The sequence below is a fragment of the Sphingomonas sp. S2M10 genome, from assembly GCF_012650175.1.
Lineage (GTDB): Bacteria > Pseudomonadota > Alphaproteobacteria > Sphingomonadales > Sphingomonadaceae > Sphingomonas.
In genome coordinates this window covers 258,470-281,464 of the sequence record NZ_JAAILI010000056.1, presented here as the reverse complement: position 1 = coordinate 281,464, position 22,995 = coordinate 258,470, and the positions used below count along the sequence as shown (strand labels likewise).

Here is a 22,995-nt window from a genome sequence, read left to right as displayed (position 1 = left end):
ATGCCGGATACCGAATATGACATCGCGACGCTGCAGGAAGGCACCGTCGATAGCATCCTCGAAAAGCTGGGCGACCTCTCGCTGCCGCAACTGCGATCGCTCGACCAGTTGGAGCGCGAGCGCAAGGGCGACAAGGCGCGCTCGACCCTGCTCGATCCCATCGCCGACGAAATCACCAAGCGCGAAGCGGCCGGTGAAGGTGCCGGTTTGGCCGGCGACGCGGCCACGGGATCCGCATCGGCGCCGGGTGCCGACGACGCCCGCTCCCAGCCCGCGCCCGACTCTGCCGTCCGAAGCTATTCCCAGGACGAGCTCGACGCGATCGTCTCGGAGAAGGAGCGGCAGTGGGCGGCCGATCGAGCTTCCTTGGAGGCCCGCCTGGCCAGTGCGGCCGAGGAAGTCGCCCGCATCGATGGTGCGCCCACCGATGTGGTGGCCGCTGTCTCGGCTCAGCCGCTCGCGCTCCATGAGATCGGCTTCGACTGGATCGACGACGTTACCAAGCACGGTGCGTTCATCGTGTTCGTCGATGATGCAGACCGCGCGCTGCCCGAAACCGTCCTTCCGATGATGGCTGTTGCCGGGAGCGCGTTCGAGACGATCAGCGGATCGATGATCTACCTCGGCGACATCGAGTTCCCGGTGCATGGCGTGCAGACGGAAGTCGCCGGCGCCTTCCTGCTCGACGACGATGGCGATCCGCTGGCCAAGGCCGAGCTGGCGCCCGTGGTGCGCGTGGGCGGCGGCACGCCGCACAAGCTGCCGGGGCGCTCGCTCTACTTCTCCCGGCCCGCGGGCTGAACCCTTGGGGCGTCGGCCAGACCGGCGCCCCGCATTTTCTTGAGCGGGGTGGGATATGTTCGATCCGAAGCAGATTGAGGCGGCGCAGTCGCGGATGGAAAGCGCGCGCTCGCTTGTCGATGCCGAGTGCCAGGAGGCCGCGGCGATCCTGCTGGATGAAAGCCCCGACTTCAACGTCCGCTATACGCAGGAGGGGCGGAACAACACCCGGTTCGTCTATGACGAATATGGCGCGCAGGCGCTGCAGGACGGGGTGAGCGTTTTCGAGGGCTTCACCATGCCGCGCGGGCAGAAGTGGCAGAAGCTGTCGCTGGTCGATCGCGAGCTGTCCGCCGTGGTGGAGAATGCGCAGTGGCTGGAGAAGGTGGAGGATCGCCTTTTCGCCCTGCGCAACGATCCCGAGAGCGGGTTCGTCACCAACATTCATTCCTTTTCCGAAATGCTGCTCTCGATGTGGGGTGGCTCGATCTATGTCGACAAGCGCTATGACGATTATGGCCGCTTCGCCGGCATCAGCTATCAGGCCGAGGACCCGGCGGGTGTGTGGGTGGAGCGCACCAAAGAGGGCACGATCAAGCGCCTGCATCGGCTGCTGATCCTCACCGCCGAACAGGTGGTGGACACCTGGGGCGACGATGCGCCCAAGTCGGCGCGCGAGGCTATGCAGGGGATGACGCCCCGCCCCGACAAGGAAATCGAGATCCTGCACGTGATCGAGCGCAACGGCCGGCGGATCGAGGGGCGGCTGGACATGGCCGGCAAGCCGTGGATCGGCTGCTATTATTCCCGCCCCGACAAGGCTGTGTTCAAGACCGGCGGCTATGACGCGTTGCCGCGGATCGTGGCGGTGTTCGCGCGGAAAGCGAGCAAGAATTACGGGCGGAGCCCCGGCCTCCGGGTGCTCCCCGCACTGCGCGCCAGCCAGATCATGATGCAGGACCGCGTGTTGGGCGTGGAATATCAGCTCAAGCGGCCGATGCTCGCCGAGGATGACGATCTTGACCAGGGCGTCATCGACCTGGGCCCGTTCGGCATCACCTATGGCGGGATGGAGAATGGGCGGCCGAAGCTGCAGCCGCTGATGGACGCGCCGAACCTGCAGGATGCGGCGGGGCTGCACGCGGAGGTGCACCAGGTGCTCGATCGCGCGTTCTGGCGCGACCTGCTGCAGCTCAATCGCGAGTTGAAGACCCACATTTCCGCCTATCGCACCAAGGCGGAGGAAGGCGAGAAAGGCGTGCTGCTCGCCCCGCTGGCGCGGCAGGAACAGGAGCTGTTCGCACCGATGACCGCGCGCGAGCTGCATATCATGTGGGACGAGGGCATGCTCGAAGACATGCCGCCCCGCCTTCGCGACTATTTCGGGCGCGGCGGCAAGCTCAAGCTGGGCTATGACAACCCGCTAAACCAGATGATGCTCGCCAATGAAGCCGCCGCCTATCTGCAGACGGCCGAGCAGGTGGCGACCATCGCGCCGTTCGACCCTTCGGCCGTGGGCGAGTTCACCCGCGAATATCCGCTGGCGAAGGTGATCCCGGGCCTCGGCCGCGCCAACGGCATCCCGGCGAAGTGGCAGGCAACCGACGACGAAAAGGCGCAGTCCGATGCGCAGGCGGCGCAGCAGCAGCAGCTGCAGCAGCTGATCCAGGTCGCGCCGGCCATCGCCGACGCCAGCAAGAGCGCAGCGGAAGCGGGGGCGATCAGTGGCATTGGAGCATGACATCGAGGCGATGGCCCGCCGTGCCGAGGCGCATGCTCGCGATCGCAGCCTGCCGGCGCGGATGGCGCGACGGATCAAGCTGGTGTTCAAGGCCAAGACGATACGCGCCTATCGCGCGGTGTTCCTTGGCGCTGACGGCCGGATTACGTCGCATGCGGCGCGCGTGATCGCCGATCTTGGCGCGGTGGCCAAGCTGGGCCTGGCCGCAACCCCGGACATGCCCGAGGCCGTGCTGCGCGATCGTGCGGGGCGGCAGACCGTGGTGCTGCACCTTCTAGCGCGGATGGACCTGGACGGCGCCGCGCTCGACGACATCAACAAGAAAATCAGGGAGCTTGACCAATGACGACGGTTACCGAAGCGCTTTCCGGCGGCACGCCTGCCCCGAGCCCGACGCCCACGCCGAGCCCGGCGCCTACGCCAGCCCCGTCCCCCACGGGCGACGGCGGGACACCCGCGCCGATGCCGACCCCGGCACCTTCGGGCGAGAGCTGGCGCGACAAGTTCCTGACCGATGCAGAGCTGCGCGGGAGCGAGCATCTGTCTCGCTATCAGTCGATCGACGATTTGGCGAAGGCGCATATCCAGACCGTCACCTGGGCGCGCGGCCGGGTCGCCATCCCGAAGGCCGACGATGCCGAGGGCTTCGCCGAGTTCGTGGCGAAGGTGCGCCCGGAGAAGGCGGAAGACTATGTGATCGCCGGGCCGGATGGGAAGCCGAGCGAGACGGGCGAAATGTTCCGCCCGATCTTCCATGAGGCCGGGCTCCACCCCCAGCAGGCAAAGGTGCTGACCGATAAGTGGAACCAGCTGCAGGCGGACCTGGCCAGCCGGCAAGTGCAGGCCGGCAAGGACGAGCTGACCGCGATCGAGCTGGAGCTGGGCCCGTCCGCCTATAACCAGCGGCTTGCGGCGACCGAGAATCTGCTCAAGTCCGTAGGGATCGATATCCCCAATGTGGCGAATGCGCTGGAGCAGGTGGCGGGCGCCGGCGCGACCATGCGCGCGCTGTTCGCGCTGGCCGAGAAGACGGGAGAGCTGGCGAAGGTGGACGGCGTGAGCACGTCGATCCGTGGCGGCGCGATGACGGCGGAGCAGGCGAAAGCTGAGCTGGACCGGCAGAACAGCAGCACCGACAAGGCATTCATTGCCAAGCTGGGCGACAAGAGCACGCCAGAATATGCGCAGCGCCAGCAGCTGATCGAAATCGTTGCGAAGGCATCCGCCGGCGCTTGACAAAATATCCACAGTGGATACTTGATGCCGCTGCGCGGTGTCTCGGGGCGGCACCCTCCCAAGGGGTGTCGCCCTAACCGCATCCGGCCTCCCCGCCATCCGGCGGCCCCGGACGCTCCTGGCGAAAGAAGCCACGCCTAGCGGGCGCGTCAGCCCGTCAGACAGCCCGGCGCCCTGCGCGCTGCCTCCCTGTCGCGAGAAACCGAACCCTTTCGATTTTTTGCCGGAGGCCATCATGGCACAGTGGGAACAGACCGCACGCGACATCGCCTATCAACAGAATGTCGAAATGGAGCTTAAGCAGGAGCCTGGCATCCTGTACATGCTCGCCGGAGTCCAGCTCAGCGGCGCCGGCGCGTCCGAAGTCAAGGTAACCGATCGCTTCGGGAACCTGAAGCTCAACAAAAAGACCGTGATGAACGGCGACACCAACTATACCGACGTGAGCAACACCCGCCGTTTCGCTAAGAAGCCGGGTAGCAGCAACGTTGCGACCCTGATCGATCGTGACGCGGCGAATTCTACCTCGGTGGATCCCAAGTCGCCGCTAGTGATGGGCACCGCGGATGCGGTGAAGCAGTATCACGACGACGTGTTCCTCTCGGGCTTCTGGGGCACCGCCTGGGAAGGCGACCAGAGCGCGACCACGGCGGTATCGTTCGCCGCGGGCAACAAGATCGCCGCGAACTTCGGCGGATCGGTGTCGGGGCTGACCCTGCCCAAGCTGATCGAGCTGAAGCGCCAGCTGCGCAAGGCGAACGTCAATTTCAAGAAGGAAGCTCCGATCATCCTGCTGGATGCCGACGGGGAATCGGACCTGTTCAACATCGATAAGTACGTCAACTTCGACTATCAGGGCAACAAGCCGCTGGTCGATGGCGAACTCAAGCCATGGATGGGCTTCCGCTTCCTGCCGGCCAATCTGGGCGATCCGGAAGCATATCCGACCAGCGCCGGCCTCTTCAAGCCGGGCAGCTACAATCGCCTTCCCGTCATCGTGCCTTCGGGCCTCGCGCGCGTCACCTGGGTGGAGTTCTGGGGCAAGGCCGGGGAGCCCATGCCGGACAAGCAATATTCCGAGCAGATCTATGCCGAGGCGGAATCGGCGGTGGTCCGCACCGACGAAAAGAAGTGCTGGTACATCGAAACCAACCCCGTCTCGTGATCGCGGCGGGGCGGCCTGCGCTGCCCCGCTTCCCCTTCCGGCGGACCAGCCCCGCAATTCTGGCTGAGAAGATGGAGTGCAGAAGATGGCGAACAGCCTTGGTACGCTCAACCCGAACGGCCGCCTCTACAAGCATGCGTCGGGCACCGACACGGACGCGGCGGTGCGTCGATTTCGCAATCGCTTCAACCTCGCCACCGACGCGGATGCGGCCGGCGGCACGACGAACGGCCTGTTCGTGGGCACGCTGCAGACCGGCCAGGTGCTTACCGGCGCCGAGATCGCGTCCAGCGTCAGCCTCGCCGCCGTCAACTTCACCCTCGGCACGATCGCCAACCCGACGCTGTACGGCGCCGCCCAGGCCGGGCCGGCGGCGAACGCGGTGGTGCGGTTGACGCTGACCATTGCTGCCTATGCCATGGACGCGGCGACGGCGCCGCAGGACCTGTACCTGTTCCCGAGCGCCAATCTTCCGGCGACGGGCCAGATCGTGGCCGCCTTCCAGGCGAGCCACCGCTAAGCGCGGCGCCCCGGCAACGGGGCGCTTCGTGGGCGGCGGGGGGATTGGCCGGCATGGCCAATACGGAGTGGGAGCACCGATCCCCCCGCCGCTTTCTTCGCTCCCGCCAAGGATCGCGATGGGAACGCCAGCAAGCCAGACGGACATCGTCAACGCCGTGCTCGCGCGCATCGGCTCGACCGAGCGCCTCACCTCGATCGACGATCCCAACAGCAATTCGGGCCGCCGTATCGCCGTGTTGTGGGACATGGCGCGGCGACTGTTGACCGGCATGCATCCGTGGAACCATGCGGTGACGCGCGCGATGCTGAACGCCTCGGCGGAAGCACCGGCTTTCGGCTGGAGCTACAAGTTTCGGCTGCCCAACGACTGCCTCCGCTGGTTGCCCGCGGCGCATGTCGATCCCGATTATTTCGATGCTGAGCGCGAAGGTGCCTTCCTGCTCGCCAACATGCCGGGGCCGCTGCCCATCCGATACATCGCCGATGTGGAGACGGTTCCGGCCTGGTCGCCCGGCTTCGTGGAGGCCATGACGACGTGCCTGGCTGCATGGGTTTCGCTGGGTGTGAGCGAGAGCCTGGGAATTTCCGATCGCATGGCGGACGCGGCCGAGCGAGCGGTGCGCCGCGGAAAGCGAATGGACGGGCTGGAAACTGGCCAGCGCCGCCGCGGCGCCGTCGTATCGCAATCCGCGTGGCTGGGCGGCCGGGGCCGCCCTTATGGCTGGATGGGGCGCTGAAGGATGGCGTTCGAGCCGATCCAGGCCAACTTCAACGCGGGCGAGCTGAGCCGCCGGCTGCATGCGCGGCGCGACCTGAATATCTATGACATCGCCTGCGCCGAAATGACCGGCTGGTTGCCGATGGTGGAGGGCGGCATGGACGCGGCGCCGGGCACGATCCGTGTCGCCGCCGCGCGCGGGCCGCACCGGCTGGTGCCGTTCGTCTATAACCAGACCCAGAGCTACATCGTGGAAATGAGCGCCGGCACCGCGCGCTTTTACACAAACGACGCGCGGATCGAGCCCGGCGGCAACCCGATCGAGCTTGGCCTGCCGTGGTCGATCGAGGAAATCCGCGCGCTTACCTGGGAACAGAGCTATGACGTGCTTTACCTGTTCCATCCCGACCACCAGACGCGACAGCTGGTGCGCACCGCTGCCGACAGCTTCGATCTTCGCCTGCTGGATCTGATCGGTGGACCGTTCGAACCGCGAAATTCGGATGAGGCGGTCAAGGTTCAGGCAAGCGGCGTGACCGGGACGGTGACGCTTACCGCCGGCAAGGATGGTGCCGCCTTCGCGCTGTTCGATGCGGGTGACGTGGGCGGCCTTTTCCAGATGGAAGCGGCCGACTTCGGCGACATCTCCTCGTGGGAACCGGGCATCACTGTGACGCTGGGCCAGCTGCTGACATGGGGCGGCAAGGTGTATCGCGTCGTGGGTGGAAGCGGGAAGACCGGCACCGTGGCGCCGGTGCACGGCAGCGGGGTCGAGTGGGACGGTATCGGCCGGGGCACGGACATCAACACCAAGCCCGCTGGGGGCGCGCAGCTCGAGTATCTGCACGATCGCTACGGCGTGCTTCGGATTACCGGATACACCGACAGTTCCACGGTGACGGCCGAGGTGCTGCGGCGCCTGCCCTTCTCCGCCGCGAATGCCGGCGGCGGTTACGGAGCCTGAGCCATGCCTACCGCCTATCCCACCCTGCCGGACTATTATGATCCCGATTGGGATCCGTACACCCCGCCTTCCGGGGGTGTAAGCTATAGCTACGGCACCTGGCGCTGGCGGTTCGGATCGTTTTCGCCCCGTCGCGGCTGGCCAAGTTGCGGGCGGATCTGGAACGAGCGGCTTGCGCTGTTCAAGGATTCCAGCGCGTACCTGAGCGTCGTCGGCTCGCTGAATGATTTTAGCGAGCGCAACGAGCTTGGCGAAATCACCGCAGACCAGGCATTCAGCTTCACCATCAAGGACGCCAATCCGATTCGGGGCGCGATCGCCGACAAGGATCTGCTGATTGTGACCTCGGCCGGCATGTGGGCGCTGCGCCCGAGTAACGCCGCGCAGGGGGTTGGCCCGAACAACTACAAGGTGGACCCGCAATCGAACGAAGGCATGGCGGACGGCCTGCCGGCGGAAATCGACGGGAGGTTCCTTTATATCGGCAAGAGCCGCCGGAAAGTGGTGGAGGCTGCGCTGGACGTGCAGCGCGATCGGCAAGCGCCGCTGGATCTGAGCCGGTATGCCCGCCACATCGGTTCCAAGAAGGCCAGTTTCCAGGAGCTGGTGCCGCAGAAAGATCCAGCCCGCCTTGTCTGGGCACGTCGCAAGGATGGTAGCCTAGCCGTTGCCGCCTATGTGCCCGAGGAGCAGGTGCTGGGCTGGGCAACCCGGCCTATGGCGCAAGGCGTTTCCGTGCAGACGATCGCCGGCATCGTCGATCCTGCCGGGGAGCAGGACCAGATATGGCTGGGCGTGACCTATGGCGGTCAGTGGCACGTGCTGCGCATGGCGATGGTACGGCAGGAGGGCGACGAAGAAGACCCCGTAATGCTGGACATGGCCGCCGAGTTTGAAGGCGAGCCCGCTGCGACCTGGGGGCCGGTTCCCTGGCTGGCTGGAAAGAGGGTGCAGGTGCAGGCGGGCGGCACCGACGGCATGCCGAGCGTCGCCTATGGCGATATCGAGGTGAACGGCGCCGGGTATTTCACCTTGCCCAATCCCCATGCCCGTGGCGCGGTGGGGCTCGCCTATCCATGCCGGTTCGTGCCGCTGCCGCTGGGCACTGGAGAGGGCAATGTGCCGTTGCTTTCGCAGAAGCGGCGCATCGGGCGTGTGTCGCTGGACGTGCTGGAAGCGCGCGGCCTGTGGCTGGTGCTTTCCGGCCGAACCGAAACGGCGGTGGAGCAGATGCAGGGCGACAGCCCTACCGAGCAAGGATTCCGCCCCGATGTGGGGGTGCGGATCAAGGAAGACTGTGGCGACTATAGCCGCGCGAGCGATATCGCGATCGAGCGCCGCCTGCCCTTCGCGACAACCATCCGCGCGATCCAGACGCGGGTGAGCCCATGATCAACGTCGCGCCCTTCAACCCCCATGATCTGGGGGCGATGGTGCCGCAGCCGGCGCAGGTGGAGCTTGCCCATCTTTCGGCGGACCAGCGCGTTGCCTTTGGCGCCGGGCTTGCCGCCCGTGGGCAGTGCTTCACCATTCGCGAGTGGGCGGAAGGGCCGGTGCTGTTCTGCGGCGGCGTTGCCGAGGTGCATGCGCGCTATGCCTCGCTGTGGAGCGTGTTCGATCAGGATGCAGGCCGCCACTTGCTGGCGATCGAGCGCCGCACGGTGCGCTTTCTGCGCATGCTGCACTATCGCCGGATCGACACGCTGGTGCGCGCCGAGTTCGAGGCCGGGCATCGCTGGGTGCTGCGGCTGGGCTTTGAATTGGAGGGCCATGTGCTGCAGGACTATTTCGAGGATGGCGGCGCGGCCTGCCTGTATCGCATGCGGCCCGCCCGATGACCGCGGCGCTTCCTTTCATCGCAATGGCGGTGACCGCTGGCGGCAAGATCGTCGAAGGCATTGGCGCGCGCGACGCCGCCTATGCGCAGGGGCAGGCGCTGGACGAGAATGCCCGGCTGAGCGTGCTGGCCGGCGAACAGCAAGGTTGGCAGACCCGGCTGCAGGAACGGCGCCAGACCGGCGAGATGCTGTCCGCACAGGGCGGCAGCGGCGTGCAGATGGGCACCGGCACCGCCGCCGACCTGATCGCCGAGAACAGCTACCAGCGCGAGCTGGAAATCCTGGGCATTCGGCAGAAGGCGGTGCGGCAGGCCAACAACTACACGACACAGGCCAACGACACGCGCGCCGCCGGCCGCGCCGCGTTGACCGGCAGCATCTTCAGTGCCGTTTCCGGCGCGCTGAACAGCGTATCCGCCATGCGCGAGCAGCGGAGCGTATCAGCGAGCAACGCCAGCGTGCGGGCCGCGCAGGCCGATCGCGCGCCGCCCATGACGATCGGAGGCTGATAGATGGAGCCGTTTCGTTCGCGGGTAGACACGACCGTCGTTCCCGTCGCCGATCGCAATCCGGGCGCGTTCGGCGGCGGTATCGGGCAGGGCCTGCAGATGCTGGGGCAGGCGGGCGAGCAGGCGATCGCGCGGAACGCTGCCGCGCAGGAGCAAATCGCCGAGGATCAGCACCGGATCGCTATGCTGCAGCGGCAGCGCGCGCTGCAGCAGCAGACCACCGAGGGCTTGAAGGATTTCGAGGCGGTCGAGAGCGACATCAACCAGTACGACCTGCAGCTGCGCAACGGCGCCGGTGGCACGGCTGCACCGGATTACGAGTCCAAGCTCGCCGAGTATCGGACCAAGAAAACCGATGAGTTCCTGGGGAAGTATGGCACCGACCCGGATCTGCGCGAACGCTTCGTGCCGATGGTGGCACGGCTGCGGGCGAACAGCGGCGACCGCGCCGCCGTAGCCGCCATGCAGGGCCGGGTGACCCAGAGCGTGGACGATTCGCAGCAGCTCGCAGACAATTTCTACAATAGCGCCCGAACCGATCGCTCGGCCGGCAATATCGATTTGTTGATCGACAAGGCGGACGCCTTCGTAGCAGCCCTGCCGCCGATGCCGCCCGAGCAGCGCAAGGCGATTGCGCGCAACTTCCACCAGCGCATCGCGCTGGGCGCCGCAGAAAAGGCGATCGACGAGGACCCGAGCGCGACCTTGAAGACGATCGAGGAGGGCGCGTTCAACGACGTGCTGGCGCCGCAGCAGTTGGAAACGCTGCGGACCCATGCCGAAACGGAAATCCGTCGCCGCGAGGCGGACGCGCGGGCCACGGCTGCACTGCAGATGAAGGCAGCGCGCGAGGCACTCGCGACGCGCGAGGCCGAGCTGGAGACGGGCGCCGGTGCACCGGCTGACCTGACCACGCTGGCAAACCAATATGCCGCGATCGGCGACACCTCCAAGGCGGTGCAGCTGCGCGCGAAGGCGGCGCAGCGCCTGGCGGTGGAGGGGAGCCGCGACTGGACGCCCGGCCAGATGCAGCAGAAGATCAGCGAGCTGCAGGCAAAGCAGGTGCGCACCCCGGCGGAGGCTTCGTTGCTGACGGGCCTGCAGGAGCAGTTCCGCCAGACCAGCGAGCGCCTGAACGGAAGCGGCGGCGCCCTGGCGCAATATGCCTATGCCACACGGAAGACGATCGATCCGATCGATCCGGGCAAACCGGAGACGCTGCGCGCGCGGGCGCAACTCGCCGTTGCCGCCTCGGCGCAATATGGGCGGCCCAACGTGGAACCGCTGCTTCCCAGCGAGGTAGATGGATTCCGCCAGCTGGCGCAGGGCGGGCCGGAGCAGCGACTGCAGGCACTGCAGACACTGGCGGCGCTGGGCGACGCGCGTGCCGTGTATGGCGCCGCGCGGCAGATCAGCAACAAGGAAGACGGCGCGTTCCGTATCGCTGCCATGCGCTTCGGCATCCCTGGCGGAAAGCAGCTGGCGAGCGATATTCTTCGTGGGCCAGACGCACAGAAGGTAATCGGCAAGGGTTGGAATCAGGCCGGCGCGCTGCAGGCCTATCAGCAATATGTCGGCGGCTCGCTCGCCGGGCTTGGCCCCGAGTTCGCGGGCGACACCTTCGAGGCCGCGAAGGCCATCTATGCTTCGACCATGCAGGCACAGGGGAAAAGCGAGTGGGATCCGGCGGCGTTCCAGACTTCGATCGAGCGCGCGCTGGGCAGCTATAGCGACGGGCGGTTCAACAAGGGCGGCTCGACCGTGTGGAAGGGCTTCCGTGTCGTCGTGCCGACCGGCTGGACGGCGGATGGAGTGTTCGGCCGCCTTTCCCGCCTCAACGGCGAGGCGCTGGGCAGCGCGCGCGTGAGCGGATCGGGTGTGTGGCCGGATGGTAGCCCGCTTTATACCGGCCAATTGCGCGACGGTTCGCTCGTGCCGGTGCTGATGACAGGCACGACCTATGGGTTCCGCAGTGCCCGCACGGGGCGCCTGCTGGCGTCCCAGGGTGGCGGGCCCTTCCTCCTCGATATGGCAAAGGTCCCCTGGTAATGGGCATCGCACCCAAGCCGCGCGCGCCGCAACAGGACGTTACCAGCCTCTACAGCAACGACCTGTCCGCCCTGCCGCTGATGAAGGGGCCGGAGGATATGCCCCAGCCCGATTGGGGCGACACCTTCAATGCCGGATTCCGCACCGCGCGCGACGACTGGATCGGGCAGGGCGAGCAGGACGTGAACGGGGCATATGCCGCGACGATCGACGCGCTGGCAGCGCGCACGGGCAAGTCGGTAAGCCGCTATATGGTGCTGGGCGGCGGCAACAACCCGCTTGTGCTGGAAGATGCCGTGTTCCGCGACCTGGCCGAGATCCGGCGAACCGACCCAGGTTTTCTTCCTGACGTGGCGCAGGATGCGCAGACCTTCCGCCAGCGCGTTGCCGAGCAGCAGGCGGCCCGGCGCAAGGCGGACCGGCTTACCATCCAGCGTGACAAGGGCTGGGGATCGACCCTAGGCGGCTTCGCCGGCGCCGCGGCGGACCCGGTGAACCTTGCCACGCTGCCGCTGGGTGGTGGTGGTGCGACGGTCGCGCGGCGCGTGCTGAGCGCGGCGCTGGTCAATGCCGCAGTGGAAGGCATCGAGCAGCCGATCATCGCCACCGAGCGCGCGCGGCGCGGCGAGAGTCTGAGCCTGGAAAAATCGGCGATGTACGTCGGTAGCGCCTTTCTGTTGGGCGGCGCGATGCAGGGCGCCATCGTGGAGCCGCTGCACGTGCTGGCCAAGCGCCTGTTGCCCGCCGACCGCATGACGGATGCCGAGCGAGGCGCGGCGGCGCTACTGGAACGCGAGGACGAGATCGCCGCAACCAGCCCGTTCCGCGGCGGCGGCGGCACCGAGGCGCATATGGAGCGGCTGGATGCCGCCATGCGCGCGCTGGACGAGGCGGTGGAGACGGGAACGCCGATGCGGATGGGCGGCCCGGATACCGCCGTCGCACCCGTCGCCACGGCGGGCGATGTCGCGCCGGTTGCCGCGTCGCGCGAGACGGTGAAGGGGCATATCCGGCAGGCGGAAAGCGGCGGCAACGACCTGGCGGCCAACAGCCGATCCAGCGCGTTCGGCCGCTACCAATTCACCGCTCCGACCTGGCTGCGCTATTATCGGCGCCGGTTCGGGGATCAGGGGTTAAGCGAGGAGGCTATCCTCGCCAAGCGGCGCGACCCCGAGCTGCAAGAGCAGCTGATGGACGATATGACCGGCGACCATGCCAAGGCGCTGGCCAAGCTGGGTGAGCGCGAGACGGCGGGTAACCTGTACCTCATGCACTTCCTGGGCGAGGGCGGTGGCAGCGCGGTGCTGCGGGCCGATCGCGGCACGCCCATCGAGCGCATCGTGGGTGAAGGCGTTGTGGAGGCCAACCCGTTCCTGCGCGGCAAGACGGCCGGCGACGTGGTGGAATGGGCGCACGCCAAGATGGGCAGCAAGGTGCCCGGCGGACCGGCGGTGCGGCGCGACCTATTCCCCGACGATGCCGAGGGCGACGCGCTATGGCGCGAAGCGCAGCGCGTGGCAGACGAGGCCGAGGCGCAGGCCGCCGCGGCGCGCAGCGAGGTGGCGGATACGCTGGGCGACAGTGCCGTGCCCGAGGCGCCGCCGGCGATCGATCCGGGCGCTCCTGCGCGGCCGGTGGATATCGCCCCGCTGGTGCCGATCGGCAATCGTGCCTGGAGCATGCCGCAGGTGCTGCCCAAGCGCAGCCGCCCAAGCGACGTGATCGAGTTCCTCGCCGATCGCGGCGGCATTCGGGACAGTGAGGGGCATGCGCTTGTCGGCCGATCGGGCGTTAGTCGTGACATGGGCAAGGTGTTCGTGCCGCGCGCGGGCCCGCTGGTGCGCAAGGCCGGGATGACGATCGACCAGGCCGGCGAGCTGCTGCACGAAGGCGGCTTTTTCCTGAATCGTCCGACCACGGCCGAGGTGCTCGACATGATCGAGCGGGCAGTGAACGGCGACAAGAAAATCTACGCGCTGCGCGATCAGGCCCCGATGGAAGAGCGCGCGCGCACCGCGCAGCAGGACGAGCAGCTAGCGCAGGCGCGCGACCAGCTGGAAGAGACGCTGGGAGGCGTGCTGACGCGCGATGCCGACCCGGAAATGTTCGACGATATCCTGCAGGCGCAGGCGGGCGGCGCAGACCCGTGGGAAGCGTTCGCCCGGCTGGTGAACGAGCGTGTCCAGAACGCAATTGACAGGGCCGCCGAGGAGGCAAAGGATAGCCGCTATGGTTGGGCAGACGACATCACCGACACCGGGCCAGCTGGAGCAGCTCCAGCGGATGGCGCAGGACGATCGGCTGAACCCGGCGCTGCAGCAGGAGGCGAATCAGCTCCTGGCCTGGAGCGACCAGCTGGCCCGCCGGAAGCCTTCGACGCCGATCCCGCCAGCCCCGACGCCCTAGCCCGGTTCGACGATCCTCGGGGCGAAGGCGCGCGCGAACAGGCCGAGAGCCTGGAGCATGATCTGCGCATGCTGGCCGATGCGGCGCCCGACAAGACGTTCCGCGTCGAGGGCGAGGCCGAGCCCCAGACCATCAAGAACATCTTCGCCGATCTGGACGACGACGGCGCCGCGCTGGCGGCGGCGCGGCGCTGCATGATCCCGCCCACCGGAGAATGATCAATGTCGCTAGGTGAATGCATTCCCGGCATGGTGGAGCGCGGCGAGCTGTCCGAGGCTCGCGCGCGCATCATGCAGGCTAAGTATGACAAGCTGCTGGCCTATTATCGCGGCCAGATGGGGGAGGGCGCGGCCAAGGCCGCCGCCTCCTATCGCACGATCGAGCAGCTGGAAGCCGAGGCGGCGCTGCGCAAGCGGCAGACGCTGCTGCAGGTGGCCGCCCAGCAGGGTGCCCAGACCAACATGGAGACGTTCGAGAAGCAGGCCCGCGGCAAGTGGCGATCGGCAGCGCTGGCGCTGTTCGATCACGACTGGCAGGGCCGCGCCCCGTTCGACAACGTCACGGCGCGGCGCCGCGCGATCCTGGGGCAGGCGCATGCCCGCATGAACGACGTGCTGGACAAGCATTCGCGCGGGTTCGTTTCCGGCATGGTGCGCGCCAAGGCTGAGCTGCAGGATCTGGCGCGCGAGGCGTTCGGCGAGGGCAGCGGCAACGCGCTGGCGAAGCAGCTGGCCGATGCCTGGACCGACACGGCCGAATGGCTGCGCCAGCGGTTCAACGCCGCCGGCGGGGACATCGGCAAGCTCGAAAATTGGGGCTTCCCCCAGCATCATGACAGCGCGGCGGTGCGCGCGGTGGCAGATGGCTTGCCGGAATATGCGGCGATGGAGGCGCGGCTGAAAGCCGCCCGCACGGCAGGCGACGCGGCGGAGGAAACGCGCGTCGGCAACGCCATGATGGACATGGCATCCAAGGCGTGGCGCGACTACATCACGCCGTTGCTCGATCGCGACCGGATGATCGACCGCGAGACGGGTTTGCCCTTCACCGACCAGTCGCTGCAAGCGGCACTCGACGGCGTGTTCCGCACCATCCGCAGCGACGGCTGGGAGGGGCGCACGCTGGGCGTGATGGGCGGGGCCAAGATGGCGAACCGCCATGCCGATGCGCGCTTCCTGCACTTCAAGGATGCGGCGAGCTGGCTGGCCTATCACGATCGCTTCGGCACCGGGACGGTGTTCGACGTGATGATCCACCATATCGAGCAGATGAGCCGCGACATCGCGCATCTGGAAATCCTCGGGCCGAACCCGACTGCCACGGTGAAGTGGCTGACCGACTTCGTGGAACAGAAGCGGGCGGAGACGCCGGATACCAAATCGTTCGGCGAGCGCGCCGGCGGGGCGCTGCTGTCGATCGAGCGCATGTACGAGACGACGTCGGGCGCCGTATCGGCCCCGGTCAACCGCGAGCTGGCGCGGACGCTGGGTTCGGTGCGATCGGTGCTGACCGCGGCGCAGCTGGGCAGTGCCGCGATATCGGCGATCACGGACGTGGGCTGGCAGACGATGGCGCGGTTTCATCGCGGCATGCCGATCACGCGAACGGCGCTAGACCTGGCAAAGCAGTTCAGCAAGGGAGAGCGGGCGGAATCGGTGCGTACCGGCCTGATCGCGGAGGAGGCGAGCCGCCTGCTTTCGGCACAGAACCGCTATATCACCGACGAGGTGATCGGCCGCAAGGCAACTTGGCTGGCCGAGCGGGTGCTCAACTTCTCCCTGCTGTCCCCCTGGACGCAGGCGGGCAAATGGTCGTTCGGCCGCGCGATGCAGTCCAGCCTGGGCGGGTTCGCCGATCTCCGGCTGGATGCAGTGCCCTACAAGTTCCAGCGGATGCTGCGCGAATATGGCATCGACGGAGACGCGTGGGACAATATCCGGACGACGCCACTCGACCAGCATGGCTATCTCGATCCGCTCGACATCGCCGACCCCAAGCTGCGCGACCGGGTGCTGGGCATGATCCTCACCGAAACCGACGCGGCAATCCCGAGCGCGACGGCATCGGCGCGGGCGATGGGGAACATGAGCCTGCGGCCGGGGACGTTGGGCGGCGAGCTGATCCGCAGCATGGGGCAATATAAAAGCTTCGGCATTTCGCTGATGCTGACACAGGGCGGGCGGATGATGTCGATCAAGGGCGGGGGCGAACGCCTTGCCTATTTCGCAGGCGTCAATGCCGTGCTCGGCTCGCTGGGGCTGCTGGTGGTGTGGCTGCGCGACGTGCGCAGCGGCGACGAGCCGCGCCCGATATCGCCCACCTCGATCGGGCAGGCGTGGTTACAGGGCGTGGGCTTCGGCCCGTTCGGCGACTTCCTCAATTCGGTCACCAGTGAACGCACCGGCGGCTTCGCCGAGACGGTGGCCGGCCCGACGGTCGGCGCGCTGGATGACTTCGGCAGCTTCACGCTGGGAAATGCGGCCGAAACGGTGAAGTGGGCCAACAATCCGAAGATGAATCGCGACGGCACGCCCAAGAGCTGGAACGAACAGACCAAGGCGGGCCGCGAGGCGGTGAACCTGCTCAAGCGCTACACGCCGGGTTCCAATCTCTGGTACGCGCGTCTCGCGGCCGAGCGGATGATGTTCGACAAGATGCAGATGCTGTTCGATCCCGGCTATGCCGAGAGCTGGCGCGCGATCGAGCGCAAGCATGCCGAGGAAGGCCACCCGACATGGTGGCACCATGGCCAGAACCTGCCCGACTTCGCGCAGGATACGGCGAACGGCACCACGCAATGAAAGACGGTGGAAGCGTGTGCGCGCTTCCACCGTCTATGTCCGTCGCATTTTTTGATTTCTAGCCTCTAGGGCGACGATCATGGCCAAGGCGGGGCGCGAGGTCAATATCCTATAACTGCTTGTCAAATACCCATAGCGGATATATTGGCCATCAAAAGGCCCGGAAGCCTCCCACTCCCCCGGCGCCGATGCACCCCCGCACAGCGGGAGCATCGCGCCGTCTGAACGAGGTGGGACGTGGCGCTAGAAACCCTGATCAGCTCCCACGAATATTTCCCCGGCGCGGCCATGGCGCCGGAGCCGATTCCCTTTCCATTCCTGGCGCCCGATGAGCTGATCATCACCAATGTATCAGCCACAGGGATCGAAACGCCGGCGGTGGCGGCAACCGATTATGTGCTGGGCGGCAACGGTGCCACGGGTGCAGGCACCATCACGGCGCTGCGGGCATTCCCCGCCGGCGCGCGCCTGCTGATCGAGCGGGCGACCATTCCGCGCCAGAAGGCAGTGATCAAGCCGCAGGAGCCCCTGCCCGCCAAGGCGCTTGAAGAGCAGCTGGACCGGCAGGCAATGGTGGTGCAGGACGCGCTGCGCGAGCTGCAGCGTTTGAGCGATCGCGCCTTCACCGTGCCACGCTACGGCGAAGCGGCGGGCCTTTTCCCCGTGGTGCTGCCCGGCGGCATCCCCGGCTTTTCAAGCGGAACCGGCGCGGATGCCGGGCTGCGAACGGATCTCGCAAGCGAGAACGGCATCGCCCATGTGAACGGGCTGCAGGACGCGCTCGATCGCGTGGTCACCCCGATCGACCGGGCGTTCGGCGCCGTGGGTGACGGCGTCACCAACGACCGGCTCGCGCTGAAGGCGGCGCTGGAAAGCGGCAAGAAGGTGGACGGCCTTAACCGTACCTACGCTATCGACGGCACGCTCACCCCGACCAGCCTGGCAGGGCTGCGCAATGCCCGGTTGGTGCAGATCGGCAACCGCACGACGGCCAACGTGCAGACGCTGCGGATCATCGGCCTTTCCGACTGGACGCTGGAGAACGTCGTCATCGACATGGGCGCGACGATCGAGACGCTGTTTTCCGATGACGGCACCTCGGGGCTGTATGTTGGCGGTGTCGATGCCACGAGCTATGTCGAGCGCTTCCAGATTTCGAACGTTCGCGTGACCGGCAACGGATGCGGTGCCGGCATCCAGGTGCGGCATGCAAAGCGGTTCGTCGTCGACAGCTGTATCGTGCACGATCGCATCGCGGGATCCACGCCGGACCCCAACAACGATAGCCAGAACGGCATCGAGCTGGTGAATTGCGCCAATTTCGCGCTCGCCAACTGCGAGATCAACAACCTGCGCACGCGGCTGGGCGGCACGCCGACATCGAAGTGGACGCGGGGCTTCACTTTCGTCGAATGCCGCGACGGCGCGATTACCGGATGCGTGGCGGTAGGCTGCGATCAGAATTATGATTTCTCCGGCGCCTATGTCTCGTCGCTTGGCTGGACCGGCAACCAGCGGCTGGTGGTGAGTGGTTGCGTTTCCGCCAATGCGGGAACCTATGGGTTCAAGTTCGCGAACGTCACCCGCGACTGCCTTGTCACGGGATGCCTGGCGGCCAATTCGGGCAGGATCGGGTTCGTCTTTTCTCCCAGCAACGTCGCGCTGCCTTCGGGCCTGGAGAAGCTGAATACCCAGAACATCGACGTTGTCGGCTGCAAGGTGGTCAACGTGTTGGGAACGAGCTGGGCGGGTGCAGGCGCGGAGGGCTTTCGGCTCATGTCGAACCCCACCTATCCCAACTGGCCGCAGGGCATCCGCCTGAAGGCGTGCCATGTCGCGGATTCGCAGGACGTGGCAACCACCCTAACCGCCTACAGCAGCGACGTCGTGCCGCTGGAATATCCAGCCGCATATGTTCCAAGCTACATCACCGAGTGCACGGCCGATGCCTCGGTGGCCAATTTCACGACCAGCGATTTCGGGAAGAATGCCGCGGTCGCCACGGGATCGGGCGCATTGACGATCGCGAACAGTGCCTGGGCCGATGTGACCTTCGACCTGGACGTCATCGATCCCCAGGCGCTGCACAGTGTGACCAGCAACACCCAACGAATCTATGTGCGGGATACGGGCTGGTACGACGTGCAGGCGCTGATCCGCTTCGCGATGAACGGCACGGGGCTCCGCCAAGCGCGGATAAAGAAAAACAACGTCGTCATTGATCGTACTGCGGTGTCGGTGGCCGGTTCTGCCGTCTCGCCGTCTTCGCTGATCCTTTCCGCTTATGAGTTCGCGCGGATGGGCGACTATTTCTCGGTCGAGGTATTCCAGAATAGCGGCGGCGATTTGAGCCTGCAGGCCAATGAAAGCCGCTTCACGGTGCGTGCGGCATGATGAAGGGAATTCTTGGCATTCCCGGCCTGACGCCTGGCGCCGCGGGTGTGTGGGCGATCTTCGGCATGCTGGCGGCGGCGCTGCTGCGGCACCGCTGGCGCATGCGGCAGCTGGATATCGACGCCGACAAGCTGCAGATCGAGGCCAACAGCGGCCTCCGGCGCGAGTTCATCGACGAGATGCACGCCCTGCGCAGCGAGGTGAAGGCCCTGCGCGAGGAGAACGGGCTGCTGCGGCGCGAGATCAGCGAGCTGCACCGCATCATCGACGGCATGCGGCGGGAAAACCTGTCGGCGCAGATCAGCGGCCAGCGGGTGATCCAGCGAACGCTGATGGACCAGCTGGACGCCCTTCCCGGATCCGGCGCGGACGCGCCGCCCCTTGCAAGCGGAGACTGACATGGCGACGGTGCATATCACCCTGGGCACAGTGACGGCGCGGGCCGGCAACGACGCGCCCCTCTCGATCTTCGATTCCGCCGAGCAGTCCGCGCAGACGATGGACAGCACCGGAGCCAGCGCGCCGTCGACGCTGATCGGCGCGAAGGGGCAGGTTTGGAGCGTCACGGCGCTGGACGCCATCTGGGTCAAATTCGGTGAAAACCCCAGCGCGGCCAGCAACACGGGGCATCTGGTCGGCCCCGGACAGACGCGCAGCTGGAAGGTAATGAAGGACGGCGAGAAGGTCGCCATCAAGGCGGCAAGCTGATGGACGGCGCGCTAACCCTTTCGGGCGCCGGCGGCGGCGGGCAGGGTGTCCGCGTCCGCAACGTGACCGTGCCGGCGGGCGCGACGGGGCGGCAGGTGAACCTGCAGCGCCAGTTCGGCAGCGCCTCGACCTTTTCGCTGCTCTCGGGCACGAACGCCAATCTCCAGCTCGACAACGGCGACGGGCTGGCATTGGTCGCCGGACTTGCTGCCGGTGCCACGCAAACGGCGATCGTACAGGAAACGGTCGGCAGCGCCGCCACCCTTCGGCAGATGGCCTATGCGCTCAACTGCACGGGCGCGGCCCCAACGCCGTCGCCTACCCCCACATTCACGCTGTCCGCGCTCCAGGCCAAGAAGGACGCGAACCAGCGGCAGATCGCCGTCTACCTGGGCGACAGCCTGACGGCCGGATGGGGCAGTGGGGCGCTGGTAGGCACTGCCTCCGGCACTGGTGCGGGATCGGGCGGTAACTTCCTTCGCGCCAATGCGTACCCGCAGCAGGTAGCAGATAAGCTCAACGCCCGCGGCATCCTGGCGCGAGCGGATGCCTTCTGCTCTTCGATGATCAACAACGTCGTTGCGGATCTGTCTGCTTCCAATCCGAACATCACGATGGGCACAGGGTGGACGCTCAAGAACCTGTCGTTCGGTGGCTTCATGGTGTGGTTCACCGGCTCGACGTTCGGCAGCTTCGGCTACACGCCGCAATATCCGGCGGATAAGTTCGACATCGTCTATGCCACGTTCGGCAGCCTTGCCTCCGCGATGACGGTGAGCGACGCGAACGGCCCGCTTTCCCCCAGCCCCGTGGATTGTCGGGCGGTCACCGGATCGAACGTCACCCTCAACGGCAATTCGGGTATGCGCCGTACCACCTTCACCCGATCGGGCGGGCCCTCTCTCGACCCGATCAGCATCGCCTCTGCGGGCGGGGATATCTATATCGCGCTGATCGTGCCGCACGACACGACCAGCCCGCGCCTGGAGATCATCAATATCGGCTGGCCTGGTTCGAAGGCCTATGACACGGCCGGAAACTGGTCCCCCAACACAACGCCAAGCGCGGCAAATGCGTGGGCGGCCTTCTATGCAATCGGTGCGATCGATGCGGATGCCTGGTTCGTGGAGTTGGGGGCCAACGACAAGAACTTGGGCGTGGCGGCAGGCGACTATCAGGCCGCACTGACCAACATCATCAACCGCATCAAAGCGATCACGCCCTCTGCCAACATCGTGCCCGTCAAAACGAACACGGGGGTCTCAGGCAGCAACTATACGCTGACTTCTGACTTCCTGACGGCAATCGACACCGTGGCGGCCTCGCTAAGCCTGTCTCCGGTGTTAGACTATACCACACTATCTCTCGTCACCGCCGACCGATACGATACGATCCATCTGGCCCGGCCCGGGTATGGCAAAAAGGCTGACAAGAACGTCACTTACCTGGTGGGCTCCTGATGGAACGCGCTGCCTTCTTCGATCGCCTTCGGCCGCTGAAGCCCAAGGGCGAGTTCCAGCCCGCCGACGTGGCATTGCTCGACAAGCTGGCGGACGAGCTGGGCATCGCCCGGCCGGCGCCGGCCAAGCCTGCGCCGCCCACCGTACCGTGCACCATGCTGACGCTTCCGATCGTGTTGGAAGTCGCCGAGCATGAAGCGCTGGTGTTGGAATGGTACAAGGACAGCGTCGGCGTGGGCACCTGGGCGATGGGCGTCACCGACGCCAGCGGGCACCGCGTCGGCCGCTACAAGGACAATCCGCAGTCGATCCGCCGCTGCCTGGAGGTGTCGATATGGCTGATGCGCCGCGGCTACCTTCCCGACGTGCTCAAGGCGTTCACCGTGCCGCTGAGCGAGGCGCAGCTCGCCGCGGCGCTGAGCTGGCACTGGAACACCGGCGCTATCCTCAAGAGCGATTGGCCCAAGCTGGTCAACCAGGGGCGGCATGCCGAGGCGCGCGCCTTCCTCGAAAGCCATTACCTCAACGGCGGCGACCTCGCGAAGCGGCGCAAGGCCGAGGCGGCGCTGTTCTGGGATGGCGCCTGGTCTAACGATGGCAAGACGACGATCTACGATGTCGCCAAGCCTTCCTACACCCCGAAATGGTCCAGCGCGCGCCGCGTCGATATCTCGGCCGACGTGGCGGCGGTGCTGGCGCAGGAGGTAGCATGAAGATCCTCGACAGGCTGCATTGCGCGCCCGATCGTTTTTGGCTGTTCACCATCGCGGCCGGCGCGCTGATCGTGCTGGCGGCCATCGTGCTGCCCGTCGTGCTGCGCGGGCACATGCCTGCAGGGGCGGGAGAAATGCTGTCGTCGGCCGTCACGGGCCTGTTGCTGATCGTGCAGAAGGTGGTCGACGCACAGCAGGCGCGCAGGATGGCGGACCAGCTATATCGCTCGGCCCCGCCAGCGGAGCCCGAAGCATGATGGCGCCGCTGATCGCGCTGGCGGCGCGCTGGGGCGTCGTGGAGCGCCTTCGGAAGCCTGTGGCATGGTTGATGGCCCTCGGCCTCACCCTTGCGCTCCTGGCCCTGTTCTGGGGCGGCTGGCGCGCATTCGACTGGTTCAACGATCGGCAGGCGGTGGCGCGCGACGTCGACCACAGCAATGCCGAGGTGCGCGGCCGGCAGGTGCAAGCCGAGCGCAGCGCCGGCGCCGCCCAGCAGCAGCGCGACGACGGGATCCGCAACGAACAGTTCCAGCAAGAGGAAAAGGCACATGAAGCACGTCGCGCTAATCGCTCTGCTCTCGATGCTCTGCACAACGAGCTGTAGCAATCTCTCCCGCTCGATCGCCGTCACGCCCGATCCGGCCAAACTCGATGCTTGCCCGGCGGCCGATTCGCAGTTCCCGGCGCTGCCGCCGCTGGTGCCGATCGTACTGCCCGCGGGCACGGTGGTGACCGCGATGGATGGCACCCGCCGAACGATCGCGGCCCCCTTGGAGGTGGTCGATTACAGCTTGGTGCTCGATCGCGACGAGGCCACGGCGGTGTTCGTCGTGCGCGAGCGCGCCGACAAGAAGCTGTGCCGATCGGCCGTGCAATATGTGCGGGACTGGTCGGCGGGAATGGCGAAAAAGCCCTGATCCGCGCCGTGCGACAAAACCGCCGCTAGACGACTATGTCGCACAAGTTTTTCAGGCTAAGTGCTTGAAAAGCC

At 66.6% G+C, this 22,995-nt stretch carries 22 protein-coding genes; all 22 read left to right on the top strand.

Features of this window, described 5'->3' with window-relative positions; genetic code table 11:
- Window positions 1-801, top strand: coding sequence for a hypothetical protein (locus tag S2M10_RS14935; RefSeq protein ID WP_168846773.1), 801 nt, complete (start codon window positions 1-3; stop codon window positions 799-801).
- Window positions 802-856: 55 nt separating this feature from the next.
- Complete coding sequence (locus S2M10_RS14930; protein WP_168846772.1) at window positions 857-2,521, top strand: portal protein; 1,665 nt, start codon at window positions 857-859, stop codon at window positions 2,519-2,521.
- Complete coding sequence (locus S2M10_RS14925; protein ID WP_168846771.1) at window positions 2,505-2,867, top strand: hypothetical protein; 363 nt, start codon at window positions 2,505-2,507, stop codon at window positions 2,865-2,867. The genes S2M10_RS14930 and S2M10_RS14925 overlap by 17 nt, the downstream gene beginning before the upstream one ends.
- Window positions 2,864-3,757 carry a hypothetical protein gene (locus S2M10_RS23000; RefSeq protein WP_168846565.1) on the top strand — a complete coding sequence of 298 codons (894 nt, stop codon included), beginning with the start codon at window positions 2,864-2,866 and terminating at the stop codon, window positions 3,755-3,757. The genes S2M10_RS14925 and S2M10_RS23000 overlap by 4 nt, the downstream gene beginning before the upstream one ends.
- A 235-nt stretch (window positions 3,758-3,992) precedes the next feature.
- Complete coding sequence (locus tag S2M10_RS14915) at window positions 3,993-4,922, top strand: phage capsid protein (protein ID WP_168846770.1); 930 nt, start codon at window positions 3,993-3,995, stop codon at window positions 4,920-4,922.
- 85 nt (window positions 4,923-5,007) lie between these two features.
- Complete coding sequence (locus S2M10_RS14910; RefSeq protein ID WP_168846769.1) at window positions 5,008-5,442, top strand: hypothetical protein; 435 nt, start codon at window positions 5,008-5,010, stop codon at window positions 5,440-5,442.
- A 118-nt stretch (window positions 5,443-5,560) separates the two neighbouring features.
- Window positions 5,561-6,181, top strand: coding sequence for a hypothetical protein (locus S2M10_RS14905; RefSeq protein WP_168846768.1), 621 nt, complete (start codon window positions 5,561-5,563; stop codon window positions 6,179-6,181).
- Window positions 6,182-6,184: 3 nt separating this feature from the next.
- Window positions 6,185-7,126: a hypothetical protein gene (locus S2M10_RS14900; RefSeq protein WP_168846767.1), complete on the top strand. Its 942-nt coding sequence runs from the start codon at window positions 6,185-6,187 to the stop codon at window positions 7,124-7,126.
- Window positions 7,127-7,129: 3 nt separating this feature from the next.
- The gene (locus tag S2M10_RS14895) at window positions 7,130-8,518 is read left to right on the top strand and encodes a hypothetical protein (protein ID WP_168846766.1); all 1,389 of its coding nucleotides are present in this window, start codon (window positions 7,130-7,132) and stop codon (window positions 8,516-8,518) included.
- Window positions 8,515-8,964 (top strand): hypothetical protein, encoded by a 450-nt coding sequence (locus tag S2M10_RS14890; RefSeq protein ID WP_168846765.1) that lies wholly within the window; start codon window positions 8,515-8,517, stop codon window positions 8,962-8,964. Before S2M10_RS14895 ends, S2M10_RS14890 begins: the two co-directional genes overlap by 4 nt.
- A complete protein-coding gene (locus tag S2M10_RS14885) occupies window positions 8,961-9,473 on the top strand; it encodes a hypothetical protein (protein ID WP_168846764.1) in 513 nt (170 codons plus the stop codon). The genes S2M10_RS14890 and S2M10_RS14885 overlap by 4 nt, the downstream gene beginning before the upstream one ends.
- 3 nt (window positions 9,474-9,476) lie before the next feature.
- Window positions 9,477-11,522, top strand: a complete 2,046-nt coding sequence (locus S2M10_RS14880) for a hypothetical protein (RefSeq protein WP_168846763.1) — start codon at window positions 9,477-9,479, stop codon at window positions 11,520-11,522.
- Window positions 11,522-14,146, top strand: coding sequence for a hypothetical protein (locus S2M10_RS14875; RefSeq protein WP_168846762.1), 2,625 nt, complete (start codon window positions 11,522-11,524; stop codon window positions 14,144-14,146). The genes S2M10_RS14880 and S2M10_RS14875 overlap by 1 nt, the downstream gene beginning before the upstream one ends.
- 3 nt (window positions 14,147-14,149) lie before the next feature.
- A complete protein-coding gene (locus S2M10_RS14870) occupies window positions 14,150-16,729 on the top strand; it encodes a hypothetical protein (RefSeq protein ID WP_168846761.1) in 2,580 nt (859 codons plus the stop codon).
- A gap of 237 nt (window positions 16,730-16,966) precedes the next feature.
- Window positions 16,967-19,123, top strand: coding sequence for a right-handed parallel beta-helix repeat-containing protein (locus tag S2M10_RS23135; RefSeq protein WP_168846760.1), 2,157 nt, complete (start codon window positions 16,967-16,969; stop codon window positions 19,121-19,123).
- Window positions 19,120-19,521: a hypothetical protein gene (locus tag S2M10_RS14860; protein ID WP_168846759.1), complete on the top strand. Its 402-nt coding sequence runs from the start codon at window positions 19,120-19,122 to the stop codon at window positions 19,519-19,521. Before S2M10_RS23135 ends, S2M10_RS14860 begins: the two co-directional genes overlap by 4 nt.
- A gap of 1 nt (window position 19,522) precedes the next feature.
- The gene (locus S2M10_RS14855; RefSeq protein ID WP_168846758.1) at window positions 19,523-19,831 is read left to right on the top strand and encodes a hypothetical protein; all 309 of its coding nucleotides are present in this window, start codon (window positions 19,523-19,525) and stop codon (window positions 19,829-19,831) included.
- On the top strand, window positions 19,831-21,291 hold the full coding sequence (locus tag S2M10_RS14850; RefSeq protein WP_168846757.1) for an SGNH/GDSL hydrolase family protein: 1,461 nt from the start codon (window positions 19,831-19,833) through the stop codon (window positions 21,289-21,291). The genes S2M10_RS14855 and S2M10_RS14850 overlap by 1 nt, the downstream gene beginning before the upstream one ends.
- Window positions 21,291-22,004, top strand: a complete 714-nt coding sequence (locus tag S2M10_RS14845) for a lysozyme (RefSeq protein WP_168846756.1) — start codon at window positions 21,291-21,293, stop codon at window positions 22,002-22,004. The genes S2M10_RS14850 and S2M10_RS14845 overlap by 1 nt, the downstream gene beginning before the upstream one ends.
- Window positions 22,001-22,261: a hypothetical protein gene (locus S2M10_RS14840; RefSeq protein WP_168846755.1), complete on the top strand. Its 261-nt coding sequence runs from the start codon at window positions 22,001-22,003 to the stop codon at window positions 22,259-22,261. Before S2M10_RS14845 ends, S2M10_RS14840 begins: the two co-directional genes overlap by 4 nt.
- A complete protein-coding gene (locus tag S2M10_RS14835; RefSeq protein ID WP_168846754.1) occupies window positions 22,258-22,608 on the top strand; it encodes a hypothetical protein in 351 nt (116 codons plus the stop codon). The genes S2M10_RS14840 and S2M10_RS14835 overlap by 4 nt, the downstream gene beginning before the upstream one ends.
- Window positions 22,586-22,921, top strand: coding sequence for a hypothetical protein (locus tag S2M10_RS14830; protein WP_168846753.1), 336 nt, complete (start codon window positions 22,586-22,588; stop codon window positions 22,919-22,921). The genes S2M10_RS14835 and S2M10_RS14830 overlap by 23 nt, the downstream gene beginning before the upstream one ends.
- The last annotated feature ends 74 nt before the right edge of the window (window positions 22,922-22,995 follow it).

What these genes read in the sequence shown, in the direction of transcription:
- S2M10_RS14935 (WP_168846773.1), top strand. Translation starts at nt 1, where the DNA reads ATGCCGGATACCGAATATGACATCGCGACGCTGCAGGAAGGCACCGTC.
- S2M10_RS14930 (WP_168846772.1), top strand. Translation starts at nt 857, where the DNA reads ATGTTCGATCCGAAGCAGATTGAGGCGGCGCAGTCGCGGATGGAAAGC.
- S2M10_RS23000 (WP_168846565.1), top strand. Translation starts at nt 2,864, where the DNA reads ATGACGACGGTTACCGAAGCGCTTTCCGGCGGCACGCCTGCCCCGAGC.
- S2M10_RS14915 (WP_168846770.1), top strand. Translation starts at nt 3,993, where the DNA reads ATGGCACAGTGGGAACAGACCGCACGCGACATCGCCTATCAACAGAAT.
- S2M10_RS14910 (WP_168846769.1), top strand. Translation starts at nt 5,008, where the DNA reads ATGGCGAACAGCCTTGGTACGCTCAACCCGAACGGCCGCCTCTACAAG.
- S2M10_RS14905 (WP_168846768.1), top strand. Translation starts at nt 5,561, where the DNA reads ATGGGAACGCCAGCAAGCCAGACGGACATCGTCAACGCCGTGCTCGCG.
- S2M10_RS14900 (WP_168846767.1), top strand. Translation starts at nt 6,185, where the DNA reads ATGGCGTTCGAGCCGATCCAGGCCAACTTCAACGCGGGCGAGCTGAGC.
- S2M10_RS14895 (WP_168846766.1), top strand. Translation starts at nt 7,130, where the DNA reads ATGCCTACCGCCTATCCCACCCTGCCGGACTATTATGATCCCGATTGG.
- S2M10_RS14890 (WP_168846765.1), top strand. Translation starts at nt 8,515, where the DNA reads ATGATCAACGTCGCGCCCTTCAACCCCCATGATCTGGGGGCGATGGTG.
- S2M10_RS14885 (WP_168846764.1), top strand. Translation starts at nt 8,961, where the DNA reads ATGACCGCGGCGCTTCCTTTCATCGCAATGGCGGTGACCGCTGGCGGC.
- S2M10_RS14880 (WP_168846763.1), top strand. Translation starts at nt 9,477, where the DNA reads ATGGAGCCGTTTCGTTCGCGGGTAGACACGACCGTCGTTCCCGTCGCC.
- S2M10_RS14875 (WP_168846762.1), top strand. Translation starts at nt 11,522, where the DNA reads ATGGGCATCGCACCCAAGCCGCGCGCGCCGCAACAGGACGTTACCAGC.
- S2M10_RS14870 (WP_168846761.1), top strand. Translation starts at nt 14,150, where the DNA reads ATGTCGCTAGGTGAATGCATTCCCGGCATGGTGGAGCGCGGCGAGCTG.
- S2M10_RS14860 (WP_168846759.1), top strand. Translation starts at nt 19,120, where the DNA reads ATGATGAAGGGAATTCTTGGCATTCCCGGCCTGACGCCTGGCGCCGCG.
- S2M10_RS14855 (WP_168846758.1), top strand. Translation starts at nt 19,523, where the DNA reads ATGGCGACGGTGCATATCACCCTGGGCACAGTGACGGCGCGGGCCGGC.
- S2M10_RS14850 (WP_168846757.1), top strand. Translation starts at nt 19,831, where the DNA reads ATGGACGGCGCGCTAACCCTTTCGGGCGCCGGCGGCGGCGGGCAGGGT.
- S2M10_RS14845 (WP_168846756.1), top strand. Translation starts at nt 21,291, where the DNA reads ATGGAACGCGCTGCCTTCTTCGATCGCCTTCGGCCGCTGAAGCCCAAG.
- S2M10_RS14840 (WP_168846755.1), top strand. Translation starts at nt 22,001, where the DNA reads ATGAAGATCCTCGACAGGCTGCATTGCGCGCCCGATCGTTTTTGGCTG.
- S2M10_RS14835 (WP_168846754.1), top strand. Translation starts at nt 22,258, where the DNA reads ATGATGGCGCCGCTGATCGCGCTGGCGGCGCGCTGGGGCGTCGTGGAG.
- S2M10_RS14830 (WP_168846753.1), top strand. Translation starts at nt 22,586, where the DNA reads ATGCTCTGCACAACGAGCTGTAGCAATCTCTCCCGCTCGATCGCCGTC.